At 66.2% G+C, this 17,380-nt stretch carries 19 protein-coding genes; 8 read left to right on the forward strand and 11 right to left on the reverse strand.

The genetic code is table 11. From position 1 onward, the window contains the following. Positions 1 to 12: 12 nt before the first annotated feature. Both AC0L58_RS13710 and pdsR read right to left on the reverse strand, forming a co-directional pair. Entirely contained in the window at positions 13 to 582 is a 570-nt protein-coding gene (locus AC0L58_RS13710; RefSeq protein ID WP_473688743.1) for a hypothetical protein, read from the reverse strand. Between the two features lie 2 nt (positions 583 to 584). Beyond that, positions 585 to 1,274: a proteobacterial dedicated sortase system response regulator gene (gene pdsR, locus AC0L58_RS13715; protein WP_473684306.1), complete on the reverse strand. Its 690-nt coding sequence runs from the start codon at positions 1,272 to 1,274 to the stop codon at positions 585 to 587. 304 nt (positions 1,275 to 1,578) lie between these two features. On the opposite strand from pdsR, the gene AC0L58_RS13720 reads away from it, so the two are divergent. From AC0L58_RS13720 to AC0L58_RS13730, 3 genes are all read left to right on the forward strand, one after another. After that, a complete protein-coding gene (locus AC0L58_RS13720) occupies positions 1,579 to 1,710 on the forward strand; it encodes a hypothetical protein (RefSeq protein ID WP_473684308.1) in 132 nt (43 codons plus the stop codon). A 193-nt stretch (positions 1,711 to 1,903) separates the two neighbouring features. Further along, complete coding sequence (locus tag AC0L58_RS13725) at positions 1,904 to 3,859, forward strand: marine proteobacterial sortase target protein (protein ID WP_473684309.1); 1,956 nt, start codon at positions 1,904 to 1,906, stop codon at positions 3,857 to 3,859. Further along, entirely contained in the window at positions 3,856 to 4,494 is a 639-nt protein-coding gene (locus AC0L58_RS13730; RefSeq protein WP_473684310.1) for a class GN sortase, read from the forward strand. The genes AC0L58_RS13725 and AC0L58_RS13730 overlap by 4 nt, the downstream gene beginning before the upstream one ends. Positions 4,495 to 4,745: 251 nt before the next feature. Here AC0L58_RS13730 and rpe read toward each other — a convergent pair whose 3' ends face one another. Genes rpe through AC0L58_RS13745 form a run of 3 tightly spaced genes read right to left on the reverse strand, consistent with a single transcriptional unit; the run spans position 4,746 to position 6,552 of the window. Beyond that, on the reverse strand, positions 4,746 to 5,414 hold the full coding sequence (gene rpe / locus AC0L58_RS13735; RefSeq protein WP_473684312.1) for a ribulose-phosphate 3-epimerase: 669 nt from the start codon (positions 5,412 to 5,414) through the stop codon (positions 4,746 to 4,748). 20 nt (positions 5,415 to 5,434) lie between these two features. Next, positions 5,435 to 6,244, reverse strand: a complete 810-nt coding sequence (gene djlA, locus AC0L58_RS13740; RefSeq protein ID WP_473684314.1) for a co-chaperone DjlA — start codon at positions 6,242 to 6,244, stop codon at positions 5,435 to 5,437. Then, complete coding sequence (locus tag AC0L58_RS13745) at positions 6,241 to 6,552, reverse strand: c-type cytochrome (protein ID WP_473684316.1); 312 nt, start codon at positions 6,550 to 6,552, stop codon at positions 6,241 to 6,243. Before AC0L58_RS13745 ends, djlA begins: the two co-directional genes overlap by 4 nt. 124 nt (positions 6,553 to 6,676) lie before the next feature. Between AC0L58_RS13745 and AC0L58_RS13750 the strand changes: the two genes are divergently transcribed. From AC0L58_RS13750 to AC0L58_RS13760, 3 genes are read left to right on the forward strand one after another with little or no spacing between them, the layout of a single operon-like run. Further along, positions 6,677 to 7,573 carry a phosphoribosylaminoimidazolesuccinocarboxamide synthase gene (locus tag AC0L58_RS13750; RefSeq protein WP_473684318.1) on the forward strand — a complete coding sequence of 299 codons (897 nt, stop codon included), beginning with the start codon at positions 6,677 to 6,679 and terminating at the stop codon, positions 7,571 to 7,573. Positions 7,574 to 7,594: 21 nt separating this feature from the next. Then, positions 7,595 to 8,065 carry an Mpo1 family 2-hydroxy fatty acid dioxygenase gene (locus tag AC0L58_RS13755; RefSeq protein WP_473684320.1) on the forward strand — a complete coding sequence of 157 codons (471 nt, stop codon included), beginning with the start codon at positions 7,595 to 7,597 and terminating at the stop codon, positions 8,063 to 8,065. Further along, a complete protein-coding gene (locus tag AC0L58_RS13760; protein ID WP_473684322.1) occupies positions 8,062 to 8,469 on the forward strand; it encodes a hypothetical protein in 408 nt (135 codons plus the stop codon). Before AC0L58_RS13755 ends, AC0L58_RS13760 begins: the two co-directional genes overlap by 4 nt. Positions 8,470 to 8,527: 58 nt before the next feature. Here the strand turns inward: AC0L58_RS13760 and AC0L58_RS13765 are convergent, their stop codons facing one another. The 5 genes from AC0L58_RS13765 to lexA all read right to left on the reverse strand — a co-directional run bounded on the left by AC0L58_RS13765 (position 8,528) and on the right by lexA (position 14,825). After that, the gene (locus AC0L58_RS13765) at positions 8,528 to 8,959 is read right to left on the reverse strand and encodes a hypothetical protein (protein WP_473684324.1); all 432 of its coding nucleotides are present in this window, start codon (positions 8,957 to 8,959) and stop codon (positions 8,528 to 8,530) included. 132 nt (positions 8,960 to 9,091) lie between these two features. Further along, complete coding sequence (locus tag AC0L58_RS13770; protein ID WP_473684325.1) at positions 9,092 to 12,169, reverse strand: error-prone DNA polymerase; 3,078 nt, start codon at positions 12,167 to 12,169, stop codon at positions 9,092 to 9,094. Then, positions 12,166 to 13,566, reverse strand: coding sequence for a Y-family DNA polymerase (locus AC0L58_RS13775; RefSeq protein ID WP_473684327.1), 1,401 nt, complete (start codon positions 13,564 to 13,566; stop codon positions 12,166 to 12,168). Before AC0L58_RS13775 ends, AC0L58_RS13770 begins: the two co-directional genes overlap by 4 nt. A 12-nt stretch (positions 13,567 to 13,578) precedes the next feature. Beyond that, positions 13,579 to 14,205, reverse strand: a complete 627-nt coding sequence (gene imuA / locus AC0L58_RS13780; RefSeq protein ID WP_473684329.1) for a translesion DNA synthesis-associated protein ImuA — start codon at positions 14,203 to 14,205, stop codon at positions 13,579 to 13,581. Then, complete coding sequence (lexA, locus tag AC0L58_RS13785; RefSeq protein ID WP_473684331.1) at positions 14,205 to 14,825, reverse strand: transcriptional repressor LexA; 621 nt, start codon at positions 14,823 to 14,825, stop codon at positions 14,205 to 14,207. Before lexA ends, imuA begins: the two co-directional genes overlap by 1 nt. A gap of 214 nt (positions 14,826 to 15,039) precedes the next feature. Between lexA and AC0L58_RS13790 the strand changes: the two genes are divergently transcribed. Then, positions 15,040 to 16,026 (forward strand): IS5 family transposase, encoded by a 987-nt coding sequence (locus tag AC0L58_RS13790; protein ID WP_473684333.1) that lies wholly within the window; start codon positions 15,040 to 15,042, stop codon positions 16,024 to 16,026. A gap of 31 nt (positions 16,027 to 16,057) precedes the next feature. Further along, the gene (locus tag AC0L58_RS13795) at positions 16,058 to 16,993 is read left to right on the forward strand and encodes a hypothetical protein (protein ID WP_473684335.1); all 936 of its coding nucleotides are present in this window, start codon (positions 16,058 to 16,060) and stop codon (positions 16,991 to 16,993) included. 141 nt (positions 16,994 to 17,134) lie between these two features. On the opposite strand, the gene AC0L58_RS13800 is transcribed toward AC0L58_RS13795, so the two are convergent. Beyond that, positions 17,135 to 17,353: an RHS repeat domain-containing protein gene (locus AC0L58_RS13800; RefSeq protein ID WP_473684337.1), complete on the reverse strand. Its 219-nt coding sequence runs from the start codon at positions 17,351 to 17,353 to the stop codon at positions 17,135 to 17,137. Positions 17,354 to 17,380 lie beyond the last annotated feature (27 nt).

A 17,380-nucleotide genomic window follows, 5' to 3' on the forward strand; every position in this document is an offset into this window, starting at 1 on the left:
TCCGGTGGCGGATCAACCGGCATGGGCTGGCGGCGCCACATGGCGCACATAGTGCGACGCCACCACCACCCGCATGAATGCATCCAGCAGCGCGCGGCGTGACGGATCGTTGTCATCAAAGCTCATCGACCAGCTCAGCCGGATGCCGCTGGCCGCGCCCGGATCGCAGAACACCAGCACGTCGTCAACGTGATCGCTGCCTTCGTAGACACTGGCTTCGCATGACATGTCGGGGTGACGCACGGCGAAACTCGACGCCTTGCCGGCCGGGTCGAGCTCGAGATAGCGCTTGCGATCCGCCTGCAGTTCGGCGGCCAGGTCGGACAACTTGCTCGGCCATACGTTGAGCACCATCACGCGCTGCGGCTTGCCGGTCCACTCGCCCTGGTACAGCACCGCATTCACCCCGATCGCCCGCGCATAGGTGCAGCAATCGCGCGTCCAGCCGGCCGGCGTGTCCACCGCAATCGCGCACGCCGGCGCCTTGCCGTCGCGGGCGCCGTGGGCCAGCAGGTTGTCTGGAAGTGAGGCCTGCGCCGAGGCCGCCACGGCAAGCAGCGCGACCAGCCAGATCGCCCGCACCGTCACGGCTTCCACCGGTAGCCCACGCCGTGCACCGTCTCGATCGCGTCGAACTCCGGCGCGACCGCGATGAACTTCTTGCGGATGCGCTTGATGTGCGAGGTGATGGTGGCATCGTCCACGACCAGCTCCGCCTCGCGCATCAGCTGGTCGCGATTCTTCACGTGGCCGGGGAAACGCACCAGCGTGTGCACCATCCAGAACTCGGTGACGGTGAGCGGAATTTCCTCGCCGTTCCAGGTGATCCGCATGCGTTCGGATTCCAGCTTCAGCGGGCCGTGCTCGATCACCGTCTCGCTGGACGCGGGCGCCTTCAGCGACTCGATCCGGCGGAACAGCGCGGCGATGCGCGCGGCCAGCTGGTGCAGGCTGGTGTCCTTGCTCAGGTAGTCGTCGGCGCCCAGGCGCAGGCCGGAGATCACGTCGAAATCCGAATCGCGCGCGGTGAGGAAGATCAACGGCAAGGTCGCCGACTTGGCGCGCAGCTCGCGGCACAGGTCGAAGCCACCCTCGGGTTCGTCGCCCAGCCCGATGTCGATGATCACCAGCTCGGGCAGTTTCATCGCAAACGCGCTGGAGGCCTCCTGGCGCGAACCGTAGCCGCGCGCGTCGTAACCGAAGCGGTTCAGCGCCTCGACGTAGTTGGCGCGGATCAACGGCTCGTCTTCGACGATGGCAATGCTGCGGCCCATGGCGTACTCCCTGATGGATGGTTGCAGCGTGCTATGCGCGACGCGTCCGCGCAAGCCGTCCGGACTCGCTGCCAGCGTTTCGCCACAAGCCAGCGGCAAATCGCCCCGCCTGCGCCGCTCCCGGCACCGCAGTCAGCGCTTTGATGGAACCGAACCTTCCCGACTGCGAGGTCAGCCATGAAACCCGAATCCAGCCAGCAAGATCCGAACGCCGAACTGCGCAGCTTCGAACCGCTGCGCATCAGCCTCGCGCTGGGCGCCCTGTTGCTCGGTCTGCTCACCGGCATCTTCTGAGGAGGTCGTCATGTTCCGTCACCCAGCCGCTGCACTCCGCTACAACCCGTTTGCCGTGGAAAGCGCCCGCCGAGCCGGCGCGAAAGGAATCGCGCCGGCTGCGGGCCAGGAGGAAACCGATCCCGATTGGCAACCGCTGTAAGCCCGTTCCGTCCGACATGGTGGTCCCTTTCCCCTCGCTTGCGAGGGGATTTTTTTGATCGTCGCCCGCCACGCCAAGCCGCCCGCATTTCGCCATGAATCGCCCGTCCCGCGCCGCCGGCACGTCGCCGTCCCGACCGCAGCCCGTGCGGCAATGCAGTCGTGCCACCGGCACTCACAAGGAGAGAAGGACCATGCATGCATCACCACGATTGCTGCCCACGCTGCGCCACCTGCTGTTGCTCGGCGGCCTGCTGTTCGGCCTCGCCGCGCACGCCACCGCACCCGGCAGCGGCGAGCTGCGCCTGCATGACCGCGCTGGCCACAGCCAGACCCTGGCCAGCCTCGACACTGACGTCGATTACCACGTGAGCGGACTGGTCGCCGAGGTGCAGGTCCGCCAGCAATTCCGCAATGCCGGCAAGGACTGGCTGGAAGGCGATTACCTGCTGCCGCTGCCGCCTGGCGCTGCGGTGTACTCGATGTCGCTGGAAATCGGCGAGCGCCATATCGTGGCGGAGATCCAGCGCAAGGAAGCCGCGCAGAAGGCGTTCGCGCAGGCTCGCGCCAACGGGCAGCAGGCGGCTCTGCTCGAAGCGGACTGCGGCAACCTGTTCCGCACCGCGGTGACCAACGTGGCACCCGGCGAGACGGTGACGATCGAGCTGCATTACTGGCAGCGCATCGACTATCGCGCCGGTGAGTTCTCGCTGCGCTTTCCACTCACCTTCACCCCGCGCTACCACATGCGCGCAGGCGCGCAGCCGGACGACGCCGGCATCCGCACGCCGCAGGTGTTTACCGACGATGACGCCAAGGCGCCGCTGCGCACGCATATCACCGTGCAGTTGGACGCCGGCGTGCCGCTGGCTGCGGTGGAAAGCCCCAGCCACGCGATCGTCAGCACCCGCCAGGGCAAGCGCCGGGATATCCGTCTGCGCGATGCGAGCGTGATCCCCGATCGTGATTTCGTGCTGCGCTGGCAGCCCGCGCCGCAAGCCCAACCCAACGTGGCCAGCTTCAGCCAGGACATCGACGGCGCGCACTACGCGATGCTGATGTTGTTGCCACCGCAGCAACCGGCGCAACGCTTGCCGCGCGAACTGATCCTGATCATCGACACCTCCGGCTCGATGGGCGGCGAGTCGATCCGCCAGGCCCGTGCGGCGCTGGATCTGGCGCTGAGCCAGCTGCAACCCGGCGATCGTTTCAACGTGGCGGAATTCAACTCGATCCTGAATCCATGGCGCCCCGATGCGGTCGCCGCCTCGCCCGAAGCGGTGCAGCAGGCGCAAGCCTGGATCGACCAATTGCAGGCGCGTGGCGGCACCGAGATGGCGCCCGCGCTGAGCTTTGCGCTGTCCGGTCACGCACCGCCGGGCTATGTGCGCCAGGTGTTGTTTGCCACCGACGGCGCGGTCGACGATCCGAACGGGCTGATGCAGTTGATCGACCGGCAGCTGGGCGACTCGCGGCTGTTCCCGATCGGCATCGGCAGCGCGCCCAACGCCGGCTTCCTGCAGGCCGCCGCACGCCATGGCCGCGGCAGCGAAACCCTGATCGCCGATCGCGCCGCGCTGGATGCGAAGATGCATGAGCTGCTGCAGAAACTCGACCACCCGGCCATGCGCGAGCTGCACGTGGACTGGCCGGCTGGCACGCAGGCTTACCCGCAGCGACTGCCCGACCTCTACCGGGGCGAGCCGCTGCTAGTCACGGCGAAACTGGCCAGGCCGATCACCCAGGTTCAGGTGCGCGGTCAGCTGGCCGAGCGGGCATGGACGGTGCCGGCCGATCTTTCCGGCGCGACCGCGGCCCGCGGACTGGACCGGTTGTGGGCGCAGGCGCGCATCGCCGATCTGACCGACCAGCTGGCGCGCGGCGGCGAGTCGACGGCGCTGGTCAAGCAGATCACCGATACCGCGCTGGCCGCGCATCTGGTCAGCCCGTACACCTCTCTGGTGGCGGTCGACCGCACCCCGGCGCGCACCGCCGACGCCGCGCTGCGGCACGAACAGATCCCCAACGTGATGCCATCGGGCACGCACTTTGCGCAGACCGCCACCCCGGCCGAACTGGAGCTGTGGCTGGCCCTGTGCGCGCTGTTGCTGGCCGCGCTGGCGTGGTGGATGCAGAGGGCACCGCGATGAAACAACGACGGTTTTTCCGCTGGCTGATGTTCGGCGCGCTGATGCTGGCCGCCGGCCTGGGCCTGGACGGTATCTGGATCCACGCCAAGGCGGCGCTGGCGCAACTGCTGCTGGGACGCGCCTGGGCACGCTCGGATCAGGGACGTGAAGTTCGCCGTCCGTGGCCCTGGGCCGACATGGCGCCGATCGCCCGCCTGCGCGTGCCACGGCTGCACCAGGACCTGATCGTGCTCAACGATGACAGCGGCCAGGCGCTGGCCTTCGGCCCCGGCTGGACGCCTGCCAGCGCGGTGCCGGGTACGCACGGGCTCAGCGTGATCAGCGCCCATCGCGACACCCAGTTCCGCTTTCTGCAGATGCTGTGGCCGGGCGACCGATTGCACCTGGACGGCCCGCGCGGCGGCAGCGAATACCAGGTCACCGGCAGCCGCATCATCGACAGCCGCAAAGTCCGTATCCCCGCCGCGGGCAGCGCGGACGGCCTGTGGCTGGTCACCTGCTATCCCTTCGATGCGATCGTGCCGGGCGGCCCGCTGCGCTACGTGGTTCAGGCACGCCGCATGAACCTGAACCTGGCCATCGGCGGATCGTTGCCGACGACGGGAACCAATCCGCAACGACCCGGTCAGACTTAGTGATTGGCGAGCGTTCCCCTTTGCCGTGGAACGTGCCGATGCGAGGGTTTCCCCTCCCTCTGTTGCTCTCGCATCGGCACGCGCCAATCCATGGTGTTTCCTCTCACGTCTCCGACGACGTTTGACCCGGCGCAATTGCGCCGGGTTTTTTATGTGCGGTTTGCGCCGGTGACGAACGTCCTCAGCCGATCGCCTTGCGCATGGCGGCGGACATCCTCAATCGATCGCCTTGCGCATGGCGGCGGACATCCTCAGCCGATCGCCTTGCGCATGGCGGCGATCTCGGCCCGATAGTCATCCGCGTGGAAGATCGCCGAGCCGGCGACGAAGGTGTCGGCGCCCGCGGCGGCGATCGCGCCGATGTTCTGGGCGGTGACGCCACCGTCCACTTCAAGCCGGATGGCGCGGTCGCTGTCCTCGATGCGCTGGCGCGCCTGGCGCAACTTGTCCAGCGTGCCGGGGATGAACTTCTGGCCACCGAAGCCCGGATTCACCGACATGATCAGGATCATGTCCAGCTTGTCCATCACGTAATCCAGGTGGTCCAGCGGCGTGGCCGGGTTGAACACCAGCCCGGCCTGGCAGCCGGATTCCTTGATCAGGCCCAGCGTGCGGTCGATATGCTCGCTGGCCTCGGGGTGGAAGCTGATCAGGCTGGCGCCGGCCTTGGCGAAATCCGGCACGATGCGGTCCACCGGCTTGACCATCAGGTGCACGTCGATCGGCGCGCTGATGCCGTAGCCACGCAGCGATTTCAACACCATCGGGCCGATCGTGAGATTCGGCACGTAGTGATTGTCCATCACGTCGAAATGCACCCAGTCGGCACCAGCCGCCAGCGCGGCGGCAGTGTCTTCGCCCAGCCGCGCGAAATCGGCGGCGAGGATGGACGGGGCGATGATGGGGGATTGCTTGGGCATGACGGCACCTCAATCTACGATTATTTGAACCCGCGCGCTTCCTTGATCCGGTCATACGCCGCATTGATCTCGCTGGCGCGCGACTCGGCGCGACGGCGCATGTCTTCGGGCAGGTCGCCGAGGCGGTCCGGGTGGTGTTCGGAAATCAGCTTGCGGTAGGCCCGCTTGATCGCACGCTCGTCGGCATTGCGGTCGATCCCGAGGACGGCATACGGGTCCGGCCCTTGCGGCGTGCGTTGCGGTGGCACGTAGCCGCTGCCGGTGTTCCAGGCGCGGCCGTGCCCCTGCGGGCCGGCACCGGCATTCCACGCATAGCCCTTCATCGCCATCAGCGCCATCAGCTCCATGTCGCTGATCCGCAACGCAAAGGCCAGCTGGCGCAGGATCGACATCTTCTCGGGACCGGGATTGCCTTCGGCCAGCACCGTTTCGATCACCACATCCAGTACCGGAAACGCGTGGTCACGGCGCATGCCGACCCAGTTGCGCAGTTCGGCGACAGTGCGGGTGACGTCGAACTCCGGCTGCTTGCCCGCGTTGAAGCTGGCCACGGCTTGCTTGCGCTGATCCGCGGTGAGGCCCATCCGCGTCATCAGGCGCTCGGCCACGGCGATCTCGGCCTCGGACACCCGACCATCGGCCTTGGCCACCGCGCCCAGCAGGGTGAACAGCGGCCCCACGAAGCCGCCGGCTTCGGGCGTGGCCTGCCGGCGCTGGCTGTGGCGCAGGTTGTCGAAGATGAAGCCGATCACGGCGCCCACCACGGCGCCCGGCGCGTGCCCGATCAGCAAGCCGAAGATGCCGAACCAGATCGTGTAGGTGAAACTCACGGATGCACCTGCGGCTGCGGCGACTGCGCGCTGTACCAGTGCGCCAGCGCGTCGAGTTCGGCGTCGCTGAGCGGGCCGATCGCCGCGCGCATCACCGGCACGCTGCGACGGCCGTCGCGATATTGCTTCAGCGCATCGCGCAGGTAATCCAGCCGCTGCCCGGCCAGGTTGGGCACACCCGGCATCTGCGCGTGACCGGTTTCACCATGGCATGCCGCGCACAGGCCCAATCGACTCGGTTTGGCCGGAGTCTGGGCAAAGCTGGGCAAGGCGGCCAGGCAGAACGCCGCGATCAGGAGTATGCGCATCGGCAACACATGGGGCTAAAGGTCGCCAATTCTAGCAGCGGAGCCGATTTTCCGGCGCCACCTGCCCGGCACCGTGACGGCAGCCGCTAGAATGGAGCTTTCCCAAGCCGTGGAACCCGTCGCCGTGCCTACCACCCTGCCGCAATCGAACCTGCCCGGCCTCGAGCTGATCCACCGCGGCAAGGTGCGCGATGTCTACGCGTTGTCCGATGACCGGCTGTTGATGGTGGCCACCGACCGCCTCTCCGCGTTCGACGTGGTGATGCCCAACCCGATCCCCGGCAAGGGCGAGATGCTGACCCAGATGTCCAACTTCTGGTTCGGCAAGACCGCGCACCTGGTACCCAACCACCTGCTCGACGTGCCGCTGGCCGAGGTGCTGCCGGCGGGCACCGATCTTGACCTGTACGCCAAGCGCGCGGTGGTGACGCGGCGGCTGAAGCCGGTGCCGGTGGAGGCGATCGCCCGCGGCTACCTGATCGGCTCGGGCTGGAAGGACTACCAGGCCACCGGCGCCTTGTGCGGCATCGCGCTGCCCGCCGGACTGCAGCAGGCCGAGCAGCTTCCGGCGCCGATCTTCACGCCTTCGACCAAGGCCGCCGTGGGTGACCACGACCAGAACGTGAGCTTCGACTCAGTCGTCGACGCCGTCGGCAGCGAACTGGCCAACCAGGTGCGCGACGCCACCCTGGCAATCTACCAGTGGGCCGCCGCGTATACCGCCGAGCGCGGCATCATCATCGCCGACACCAAGTTCGAGTTCGGTACCGACGCGGACGGCAAGCTCTACGTGATGGACGAGATGCTGACCCCGGACTCCTCCCGCTTCTGGCCCGCCGACGAATACCGCACCGGGATCAGCCCGCCCAGCTACGACAAGCAATTCGTGCGCGACTGGCTGGAAACGCAGGACTGGAACAAGACCGCGCCCGGGCCGGTGATTCCCGATCAGGTGATTGCCCGCACCGCGGCCAAGTATGCTGAAGCCCTGCAGCGACTGGCTGGCATCCGGCTCGACTGAACCTTCCACGGGGGAACGCTCATGCGCACCATGCAGGACTGGATCGACAGTTACAGCGCCGATCACCGCAATCCGACCAACCAGATATTCCACTGGTTTTGCGTGCCGCCGATCGTGTGGTCGGTGATCGCGCTGCTGTGGGCGACCCCGGTGCCGTTCTCCAGCTTGCGCCCCGGCTCCTGGGCGGTGCTGGTGATGGTGCTGGCGTTCTACTGGTACTGGCGGCGCTCGCACCGGCTGGCGATCGGTCTGCTGATCGTGTTCGCCCTGCTCGGCCTGCTCACCAATTTCCTGTACTGGCGCCTCGGCGCGACGCAGCTGTGCTACTGGGCGGTCGGCGTGTTCGTGGTGGCGTGGATCGGCCAGTTCATCGGCCACAAGATCGAAGGTCACAAACCCAGCTTCCTCACCGACCTTTCCTACCTGCTGATCGGCCCGGCGTGGCTGATGTCCAAGCTGCTTCGCAAATTGGGGTTCAAGCAAGTCGTATGACCACCCTGCTTACCGTGATCAGCACCCTGCTGTGGTGGGTGCTGTACAGCAGCTTGGCTGCGTTGTTGTTTGCCCTGATCGGCTGGTCGGTGCTGCGCTGGATCGAGCGTTGCCCGGTGGTGTTCAACCGCCTCTATTTTGCCTGCCTGCTGTGGAGCCTGCTCGGCATGGCGCTGATCGTCGGCGTCGCGGCGTACGAGGGGCATCTGCAGCCACCCTACGTGAGCCTGCTCAGCTCGGGTCTGCTGCGCGTGGCGCTGGTGGTGGACATGCTGATCGGCGTGGTGCTGCTGTGGCGGCTGGTGCCGCGCATCGACGCCCACCGCATCCGTCCCGGCAGCGCCTGCATGGCGGTGGCGGTGATCATGGCGATCTGCTTTGGCGTGGCCACCACGCTGGTGTGATTCTCAAAAGAAATGGCGAGGGCGCGTGCGCCCTCGCCATTTCGTGCAGCATCCGGACTCAGTGCATGCCGAACAGCGCCGCGCCGAACACCATGGCGAAGATGAAACCGATGATCAAGGCCAGCACGATGCCGATCACCATGTAGATCAGCTCCACCACGCAGGCCTTGCCATAGCCGATCTTGCTGCCATCCGCGGCAAGCAAAAGGTAATTCACCACGGCGGCACCAACGAGGAAATTCACGACCATCGACAGCAGTCCGCCGCCGGCCCCGCGCAGCACCATGCCGAGAATCATCGACACCACGAACACGGCCACAAAGGTCAACACCACGGCACCCAAGGCACGCAGATAGGACGGCATGATGCCGACCACCAGCCGAAACGCCACGCTCAGGATCAGCGCGCCCACCAGGATGCCCACGACAATCATCACCAGCATGGCGAACAGGCCCATGCCGGCCAACGCAGCAAACGAAGAAGTACCCATAAATTCCCCTTGGACGCAGTGAAAGAAAACCGCCCGGTGGCATCCCCATGCCAGCCGCACTCCCCGGCGGTAGCTGCAGCCTACCCGATTCCGCGCCCGGCAGCAGCGCCCCCACCGGGCCAGATGAAAAACTCAATGGAAGTCGCGCGAGCGGCTGTCCAGCGTCCCCAGCCACGCGCTCATGTCGGTGAGGCGTCGGGCGATCAGATGGCTCACGCCATCGACGCACTCCCATTGCCCTTCCACTCCCAGCAGGTTGGCCTCCAGATAGGCGCGCCGCTGCCGTTCGGCGACATCCTTCCACACCACCACGTTGATGAAACCATGCTCGTCCTCGATGGTGATGAAGGTGGTGCCGCCGGCGGTTTGCGGGCGCTGGCGCTGGGTGACCAGGCCGGCGGCGCGCACCTGGCTCTGGTGCGGCTGGCCACGCAGGCTGCGTGAATCGGCGAAGCGCGCGGCGCGCAAGCGGGAACGGATCAGCTTGAGCGGATGCGGACCCAGGCTGAGCCCGGTGCGGGCGTAATCGGACTGCAGGTTCTCCGCGACCGACGGCGCGGGCAGCACGATGGACTCCTCCGCCGGGCTGGCCCGACCGAACAGCGGCAATTGCGCTTCGACTCCCGCCACCGCCCACTTCGCCCGATGCCGATGACCGGCCAGTCCGCGCAAGGCACCCGACTCGGCCAGCAACGCCTGCTGACGCCGGTCGATGCCGGTGCGCGTGCACAGATCCACCACGTCGACGAAAGCGCGTGCGGCGCGTGCCGCCGAAAGCCGTTCGGCCACGTCCTGGCGCATGCCGCGCACCTGACGCAGACCCAGCCGCAGCGCTGGTTGGCCGCGACCACGCGCGTCATCCTCCAGCGTGCAATCCCAATCGCTGTGGCGCACGTCGACCGGGCGCACCGCGATGCCGTGGCGTTGCGCATCCTGCACGATCTGACTGGGCCCGTAGAAACCCATCGGCTGGGCGTTGAGCAGCGCGCAGGCGAACGCGGCCGGCTCGTGGCATTTCAGCCAGCAACTGGCGTAGACGATGCCGGCGAAGCTGGCCGCGTGGCTCTCGGGAAAACCGTAGCTGCCGAAGCCCTTGATCTGCTCGAACAGCCGCGCCGCGAACTCGGCGGTGTAGCCGCGTTCGAGCATGCCGCGCATGATCCGTTCGCGATGGTGTTCCATGCCGCCGTGGCGTTTCCACGCCGCCATTGCACGGCGCAGCTGGTCGGCTTCGCCCGCACTGTAGCCGGCCGCCACGATCGCCAGTTTCATCACCTGTTCCTGGAACAGCGGCACGCCCAGCGTGCGCTCGAACACGGCTTTCAGATCCTCCGACGGATAGTCCACCGGTTCCTCGCCGCGCCGCCGGCGCAGGTAGGGATGCACCATGTCGCCCTGGATCGGACCGGGCCGCACGATCGCCACCTGGATCACCAGGTCGTAGAAATTCGCCGGCCGGTGACGCGGCAGCATCGCCATCTGCGCCCGGCTCTCGATCTGGAACACGCCAAGGGTGTCGGCACGCTGGATCATCCGGTAGGTTTCCGGGTCCTCCGCCGGCAGGGTCGCCATCGAGTAGTCCTGGCCGCGATGGGCGCGCAGCAGGTCCAGGCACTTGCGCACGCAGCTCAACATGCCCAGCGCCAGGCAATCGACCTTGAGCAGCTTCATCGTGTCCAGGTCGTCCTTGTCCCACTGGATGATGGTGCGCTCGGGCATCGCCGCGTTCTCCACCGGCACCAGCTCGGCGAGCGGCGCATCGCTGATCACGAAACCGCCCACGTGCTGGGACAGGTGGCGCGGTAGGTCGAGCAGCTCGGCGGTCAGTTTCATCACCCGGCGCAGCACCGCGCTGTGCGGATCGAAGCCGTGCTCGCGCAGGCGCTCATCGAGCGAAGTCTCGCCATCCCACCAGGCGAAGATCGCGCTGAGCTGGTCCACCTGGTCCGGCGGCAGGCCCAGCGCCTTGGCCACGTCGCGCACCGCGCTCTTGCCGCGATAGCAGATCACCGTGGCGGCCAGCGCCGCGCGTTCGCGGCCATATTTGCGGTAGATGTACTGGATCACCTCCTCGCGCCGCTCATGCTCGAAATCCACGTCGATGTCGGGCGGTTCGTTGCGCTCCTTGCTGATGAAACGCTCGACCAGCAGGTTCATCCGCGCCGGATCCACCTCGGTGACGCCGAGCGCGAAACACACCGCCGAGTTGGCCGCCGAACCGCGACCCTGGCAGAGGATGTCCCGGCTGCGCGCGAAACGCACGATGTCGTGCACGGTGAGGAAGTACGACTCGTACTGCAGCTCCTCGATCAACACCAGTTCGTGTTCGATCTGCGCGCGCACCTTTTCCGGCACGCCATCGGGCCAGCGCCAGCGCACGCCTTGTTCGGTGAGCTCGCGCAACCAATCGCTGGCGCTGCGTCCCGCCGGCACCAGTTCGGCGGGGTAGCGGTAACGCAGCTCGTCCAGGCTGAACACGCAGCGTGCAGCGATCGCCACGCTCTCGCGCAACAAGGCCGCGGGATAGATCGCCGCCAGCACTTCGCGCCGGCGCAGGTGGCGCTCGCCATTGCGGAAGATCAGCGCGCCCGCGTCGGCCAGTGGCACGCGATGGCGGATCGCGGTCAGCGTGTTCTGCAGGGCAAGACGGCGGCGCACATGCATGTGCACGTCGCCGGCGGCGACCAGGCGCAAATCCAGTTGCCGCGCCAGTGATTCGAGCTCACGCAGCCGCTGCGCGTCGTCGGGGCCGTGATGCAGCTCCACCGCCAGCCACGCCCGCTCATCGAAGGTGGCATGCATCCAGCGACCGTGGTCGATGTCTGGTACCCGCCCCGGCAACCACAAGGCCAGCGTGCCCGGCACACCACCGGCCAGATCAGCGCAGCTCAAACGATACGTGCCCTTGGCCGAAGCGCGACGACCGCGGGTGATCAGCTCGCACAGCGCGGTATAGCCAACCTTGGTCTCGCACAACAGCACCAGCTTGGGCCCGTCGTCGAGCTGGAACTCGGCGCCCACGATCAACTTCACACCGGTGGCGCGCGACGCCTCCAGCGCGCGCACGATGCCGGCCAGCGAGCATTCGTCGGTGATCGCCAGCGCGCTGTAGCCGCACGACTTCGCCCGCTCGAACAACTCGCGCGCGCTGGACGCGCCGCGTCCGAACGAGAACGCCGACAGGCAGTGCAGCTCGGCATAGTCATTCATGCGAACCACCCGTGCAGCATCCAGCCTTCCTGTTCGCCCGGCGCGCAGAATGCCCACGCGCGCTGGCCCTGCGCGGTTTCCACCAGGTAGTAGTCGCGGCACACCTCGCCGCCATCCCACCAGCCGGTTTCCAGCCGTTCCGGCCCGGCCAGGATGCGTGGCGCCGAACCGCGCAGCGGGATCGGCCGCCGCAGCAACCAGGTCGGTCGCGGATGCGGCTCGCAGGCGCCGTCGTCGCGACTGGTGATGACCTGCGCCCGCTCGGGGCGTGGATCGCTGGTGCTGCCCAGTTGGTACACCGCCTGATCGCCCAGCCGCGCACGCAAGCGCTCACGCAATTGCTCGATCGGCAGCGCGTTGGCCGGGCGCTCGTCGAACAGGTCGCGGCCGGCCGGCACGAAGGCAGGCAGATCGCGCGCGATCAGGCGCAAGGCCAGTACCGGCTCGGGCAGTTGCACCTGTTCCAGTCGCCCACGCGCCACCTCGAACAGCATGCCGGCATCGCGCTCCGGTGCCAGCAGGCCGACCGCCACGTCGGTGTTTGACTGACGATGTTCCAGCCGCAGCGTGAAGCGCTGCACGCCGCCGTCGCGACCGGTCAGCCAGGCGGCCAGATCCGCCGTCATGCGCCGCACCGGGAAGATCAGCGCGGGGAGATTCTCCACCTCCTGCAGCAACTCGATGCGCAGGTCGAAGCGATCCGGCGGGCGAAAACTGTCCAGCCCGGCCGGCGCCTCGCCAGTCAGGCGATCCAGCGCCAGCAGCAGCTGCGCGCCGAAGCGTCGACGCAAGCCGTCGCGCGGCATCTGCAACAACTGGCCGAGCGTGCGGATGCCCATGCCGGGAAGCGCCTCGCTGGCGTCCTTCGGCAAGCGGCTCTGTTGCAGCGGCACGCGCTGCAGGGCATGGCACAGCGTTTCGGGCGTCAGCACCGCCTGGCCGTCGGCGACACCGGCCAGCACATAGGCTGCGTGCGCAGTCGGCGCGGCACTGATCCGGTGGCGGAAACCCAACGCTGCGAAGTCCTCGCGCAGCAGGCTTTCCAGTCGCGGCCAGGGACCGAACAAGCCCATGCTGCGGCTGACTTCCAGCACGATCGCATGCGGCAGCAGGCACACCTCGGAGCTGTAACGATACGCCACCGCGGCCAGGAACTGCTGCCAGCGCTGCACCGATCCGGGGTCATAGGGCAAGGCATCGAAACGCGCCAGCAAGGCCTGCGCCGCGCTCAACCGCTGGCCGATGCGCAGCCCCGCCTCACGCGCGGCCGTGTTTGCCGCCACGATGCTGCGCGCGTTGGCCGCGCCATCCACCAACACCAGCGGACCGGCGTCAGGCCGGCGGCGGAGGACTCCGTCCAGCGCCAGTTGCGGCAGCAATACACAAGCCCAAAGCATGTCCGCCGGCCATCAATGCAACGCGGCGGACGGCAGCGACACCGGCTGCGCCGGCACCACGCCACCGCGACATTTGCGGACCCACACCCGTGCGTGTGGCGCGGCTTCCAGTTCCAGCCGCAGCGCCGCCGGCGAGGCGTTGCCCAGATGGCGCCGGTCGCGGAACGCGAACGCCAGCGCGCGACCGCTGTCGGCGGCCACCTGCAACCGGCGCAGCGCACGATCGTCCGCTTGCCGCGGCCACGCCAACACCGCCGCGCAACTGCCCGAGCGCAGGCATTGCTCCATCGCCCACAACACATCATTTTCCGCCGCGGTGACGATCTCGACCCGACGCATGTCCACGCCATGCTGGCGCCAGCCGGCCACGCACGGCGCATACGGCGGCGTCACCAGCACCAGCGGTCGCGCGCCGTGGCTGAGCCGGGCCAGCGTGGGCAGCACCAGTTGCAATTCGCCCACGCCGTCCAGCGGCAACAGGATTTCCGACAACGCGGCCGCCGGCCAGCCGCCACTGGGCAGCACCGCATCCAGCGCCGCCCAGCCGGTCGGCTGCTCGCCCGTCGGCACCGGCGCAGCGCGACCACGCCAGACCTGGCGCGCGTCCAGCAGCGAGGACAAGGGCACGACCGCATTCATCAACTGCCCCTCAGCAAGCCCGCAAACAGGCCTTCGATGGCGAAGTCCTCGCTGGGATCGGGGTCGATCGGCTGGTAACCGGGGCTGTTCGGCAGCAAGCGGATCACATCACCCTGCCAGTACAGCCGCTTGATCGTGAAGCGGTCACCCTCGACCCGTGCCGCCACCACCTGGCCATGCCGCGCCACCGGCGTGGCATGCACGCCGACCAGATCCTGGTCGAGGATGCCCTCGTCGCGCATCGAATCGCCGACCACCCGCACCAGGTAATCCGGGCGCAAGCGGAACAGCCAGCGCGATACCCGCAACGTGCGCTCGATCCGCGCTTCGGAAAACAGCGGCTCACCGGCCGCGATCCGGCCCACCAGCGGCAGCTCCATGGTGTCCGCATCCAGCGCGTCGGCCGAATCCACCAGCCGGATCCCGCGCGAGCGGTTCGGCTCGATCGTCAACCGCCCCTTGGCCTCCAGCGAACGCACGTGCTTCAGCACCGCGCTGACATTGGGCAACCCCATCGCCTGGCCGATCTCCTCCAGCGTGGGCGCGCGCCCCGCCTGCACCACCCGCGCACGGATGAACTCGAGGATGTTGGACTGGCGGCTGGTCAGGTGCAGGCTCATGGCCGCCATATTTTCACCTTTTGTGGTGAAAATAAAGCGATGGCATGACACGGACGCACCAGACCCGCCTCAACCCGCATCAGGGCACGCTTCCCGTCCCGCCAGTGACCCCGCGAGCACCGCGCCACTGGGCGGCGGCATGGCAACGAGACCTTAGGAAACTCTGATTTTGCTTCGCTGTCGAAGGGTGAACCTGTCCGACGGAGTGTAGACGATGCCTGAGCAGTTGACCTTGGCGACACAAGCTGATGGTGGATTTGAAGCACACCGTAAGGCCACCCGTCGTGACGTGTTCCTGGCTGAGATGGACAAGGTCGTACCATGGTCGAAGCTGTGCGCGGTGATTGAACCGTTCTATCCGAAGGTTCGTCCCGAGGGCGGACGTCGTCCGGTGGGCTTGGAACGGATGCTGCGCATCCACTTTCTGCAGCAGTGGTACGCGCTGAGTGACCCGGCTGTGGAAGAAGCGTTGTATGACTCGACATCGATGCGGCGCTTTGTGGGTATTGATCTGGGACGAGAACCGGTGCCCGATGAGACGACGGTATGCAAGTTCCGCCATCTGTTGGAGAAACATGGGCTGGCCAAAGAGCTGTTCAAGGCGGTGAACAAGCATCTGCAGGACAAAGGGATGAAGCTTTCACAGGGCACCATCGTGGATGCGACGATCCTCGGTGCGCCGTCCTCGACCAAGAACCGAGACAAGGCGCGTGACCCGGAGATGCGCCAGACCAAGAAAGGCAACCAGTGGTATTTCGGCATGAAGGCGCACATCGGCGTGGACGAGACGAGCGGTCTGGTGCACAGCGTGGTGACGACCGCGGCGAACGTGGGCGATGTGACCCAAGTGGGAGATCTGCTGCACGGCAAAGAGCGCGTCGTGTTTGGCGATGCTGGCTACATCGGTGCCGAGAAGCATGTGCCACCCAAACGCGGCCGGAAGTGGCACATCGCGGCCAAACGCAGCAAGGTCAAGGCGATTGAGGATAAGACGTTGCGTGAACTGACGGAGCAAATCGAGCACATCAAGGCATCGATCCGCGCCGCCGTCGAGCATCCGTTTCGCGTGATCAAGCGTCAATTCGGTCACGTAAAAGTGCGCTACCGAGGTTTGGCCAAGAACGGTGCGCAGGTGCTGACGCTGTTTGCGCTGAGCAACCTGTGGATGACCCGCCAGTATCTGCTGGAGAAGGCAGGATAGGTGCACCTAAAGGGCGCGTCATGGCGGCAAAATGCCGCAAAACCTGACGAGAAATCGTCGCTTAAGCGGCCAATCTGTGCTGCATGGGTGCGATGCGCGCGCCCGCGGGACGATTTTGCTACAAACCTTGGTTGATCAGACCATCCCTTACGGACCTCGCTCGACAGTCACCCTCGGCGCGCAATTTCCTGCGGCTCGACAAACTGTCATGGCTGGTTATTCTTCATTCACCGGTGGCTGTCGTGACAACTTCTTTGCGCACACTACCGGAACGGTAACCGTGTCTGCCGAGCACGTATCCAACCAGCATCAGCAGAGGCGGAAACCATCGATCTTTGAATCCAAACAGGGGAAAAACATGCGTTTGATGCGATGGAGTTTCGCAGTATTGCTGCTGGCCGGGTTGACCGGCTGTCAGTCGTCGTTGATGGTGAAGTCGTCCGCGAGCACGGCAGAACCCGTGCCAGCTTCCGGCAAGGCACTGGTGGTCTTCATGCGACCGTCTTTCTTCGGTGGCGCCATCCAGTCGTCCGTGTACGACACTCACGACAGCGGCGATACCTTCATCGGCATCGTGTCGACCAAGGACAAGATCGGCTACCAGGCCGACCCCGGCGATCATCTGTTCATGGTGGTCGCCGAGAATGCGGACTTCATGATTGCGCATCTGGACGCGGGCAAGACCTACTACGTCCTGGTCAGTCCGCGCATGGGCATGTGGAAGGCACGCTTTTCACTGTTGCCGATCCACAACGACGCAAGCGCCAAGTACAGCACCCAATCGGCCGACTTCAGCCAGTGGATGAGCAAGACATCCTGGGTCAGCGTGACACCGCAGGCAAAGCAGTGGTACGCCGACCACGCGACCGACATCCATGCCAAGAAGATGGATTACATGCAGAAGTGGGACAAGGCCAGCGCACAGCAGAAAGAGGAGTTGACACTCAAGGCTGACGACGGGAAGTAACTGGGCCGGTAAACAAGGTAGACAAGGGTCAGGGTGGACTTTTTATGCTTGGTGCTCAATTAAAGTGCACTCTGACCCCTGTTTTACAATTAAAGTGCACTCTGACCCCTGTTTTACTCTGACCCCTGTTTCGCTGACTTTTTACGCTTGGTGCTCAATTAAAGTGCACTCTGACCCCTGTTTTAGTGACCCCTGTTTTGCTGTTTTGGTTGCCAGTCGACGAGGGCCGGTGGCCTGGGTGATGTGGTTATCTGCATCGTACTCATATTGGATGATGCCGTTTTCGGCATCGGTGGCACGGGTAACCCGGTTCAAGGGGTCATGAACATGGCTCGTCTTGCGGTTCAAGGCATCGGTCACCCGTTTAATTCCATCCGTCCCCTTATA

It is taken from the genome of Rhodanobacter sp. G2-10 (genome assembly GCF_055809185.1).

Bases quoted from the DNA above. Each gene is read 5' to 3' on its own strand.
- pdsR (WP_473684306.1), bottom strand. From the start codon at position 1,274: ATGGGCCGCAGCATTGCCATCGTCGAAGACGAGCCGTTGATCCGCGCC.
- AC0L58_RS13720 (WP_473684308.1), top strand. From the start codon at position 1,579: ATGTTCCGTCACCCAGCCGCTGCACTCCGCTACAACCCGTTTGCCGTG.
- AC0L58_RS13760 (WP_473684322.1), top strand. From the start codon at position 8,062: ATGACCACCCTGCTTACCGTGATCAGCACCCTGCTGTGGTGGGTGCTG.
- AC0L58_RS13795 (WP_473684335.1), top strand. From the start codon at position 16,058: ATGCCGCAAAACCTGACGAGAAATCGTCGCTTAAGCGGCCAATCTGTG.
- rpe (WP_473684312.1), bottom strand. From the start codon at position 5,414: ATGCCCAAGCAATCCCCCATCATCGCCCCGTCCATCCTCGCCGCCGAT.
- AC0L58_RS13730 (WP_473684310.1), top strand. From the start codon at position 3,856: ATGAAACAACGACGGTTTTTCCGCTGGCTGATGTTCGGCGCGCTGATG.
- lexA (WP_473684331.1), bottom strand. From the start codon at position 14,825: ATGAGCCTGCACCTGACCAGCCGCCAGTCCAACATCCTCGAGTTCATC.
- AC0L58_RS13775 (WP_473684327.1), bottom strand. From the start codon at position 13,566: ATGCTTTGGGCTTGTGTATTGCTGCCGCAACTGGCGCTGGACGGAGTC.
- AC0L58_RS13790 (WP_473684333.1), top strand. From the start codon at position 15,040: ATGCCTGAGCAGTTGACCTTGGCGACACAAGCTGATGGTGGATTTGAA.
- AC0L58_RS13755 (WP_473684320.1), top strand. From the start codon at position 7,595: ATGCGCACCATGCAGGACTGGATCGACAGTTACAGCGCCGATCACCGC.
- AC0L58_RS13765 (WP_473684324.1), bottom strand. From the start codon at position 8,959: ATGGGTACTTCTTCGTTTGCTGCGTTGGCCGGCATGGGCCTGTTCGCC.
- imuA (WP_473684329.1), bottom strand. From the start codon at position 14,205: ATGAATGCGGTCGTGCCCTTGTCCTCGCTGCTGGACGCGCGCCAGGTC.
- AC0L58_RS13770 (WP_473684325.1), bottom strand. From the start codon at position 12,169: ATGAATGACTATGCCGAGCTGCACTGCCTGTCGGCGTTCTCGTTCGGA.
- AC0L58_RS13745 (WP_473684316.1), bottom strand. From the start codon at position 6,552: ATGCGCATACTCCTGATCGCGGCGTTCTGCCTGGCCGCCTTGCCCAGC.
- AC0L58_RS13725 (WP_473684309.1), top strand. From the start codon at position 1,904: ATGCATGCATCACCACGATTGCTGCCCACGCTGCGCCACCTGCTGTTG.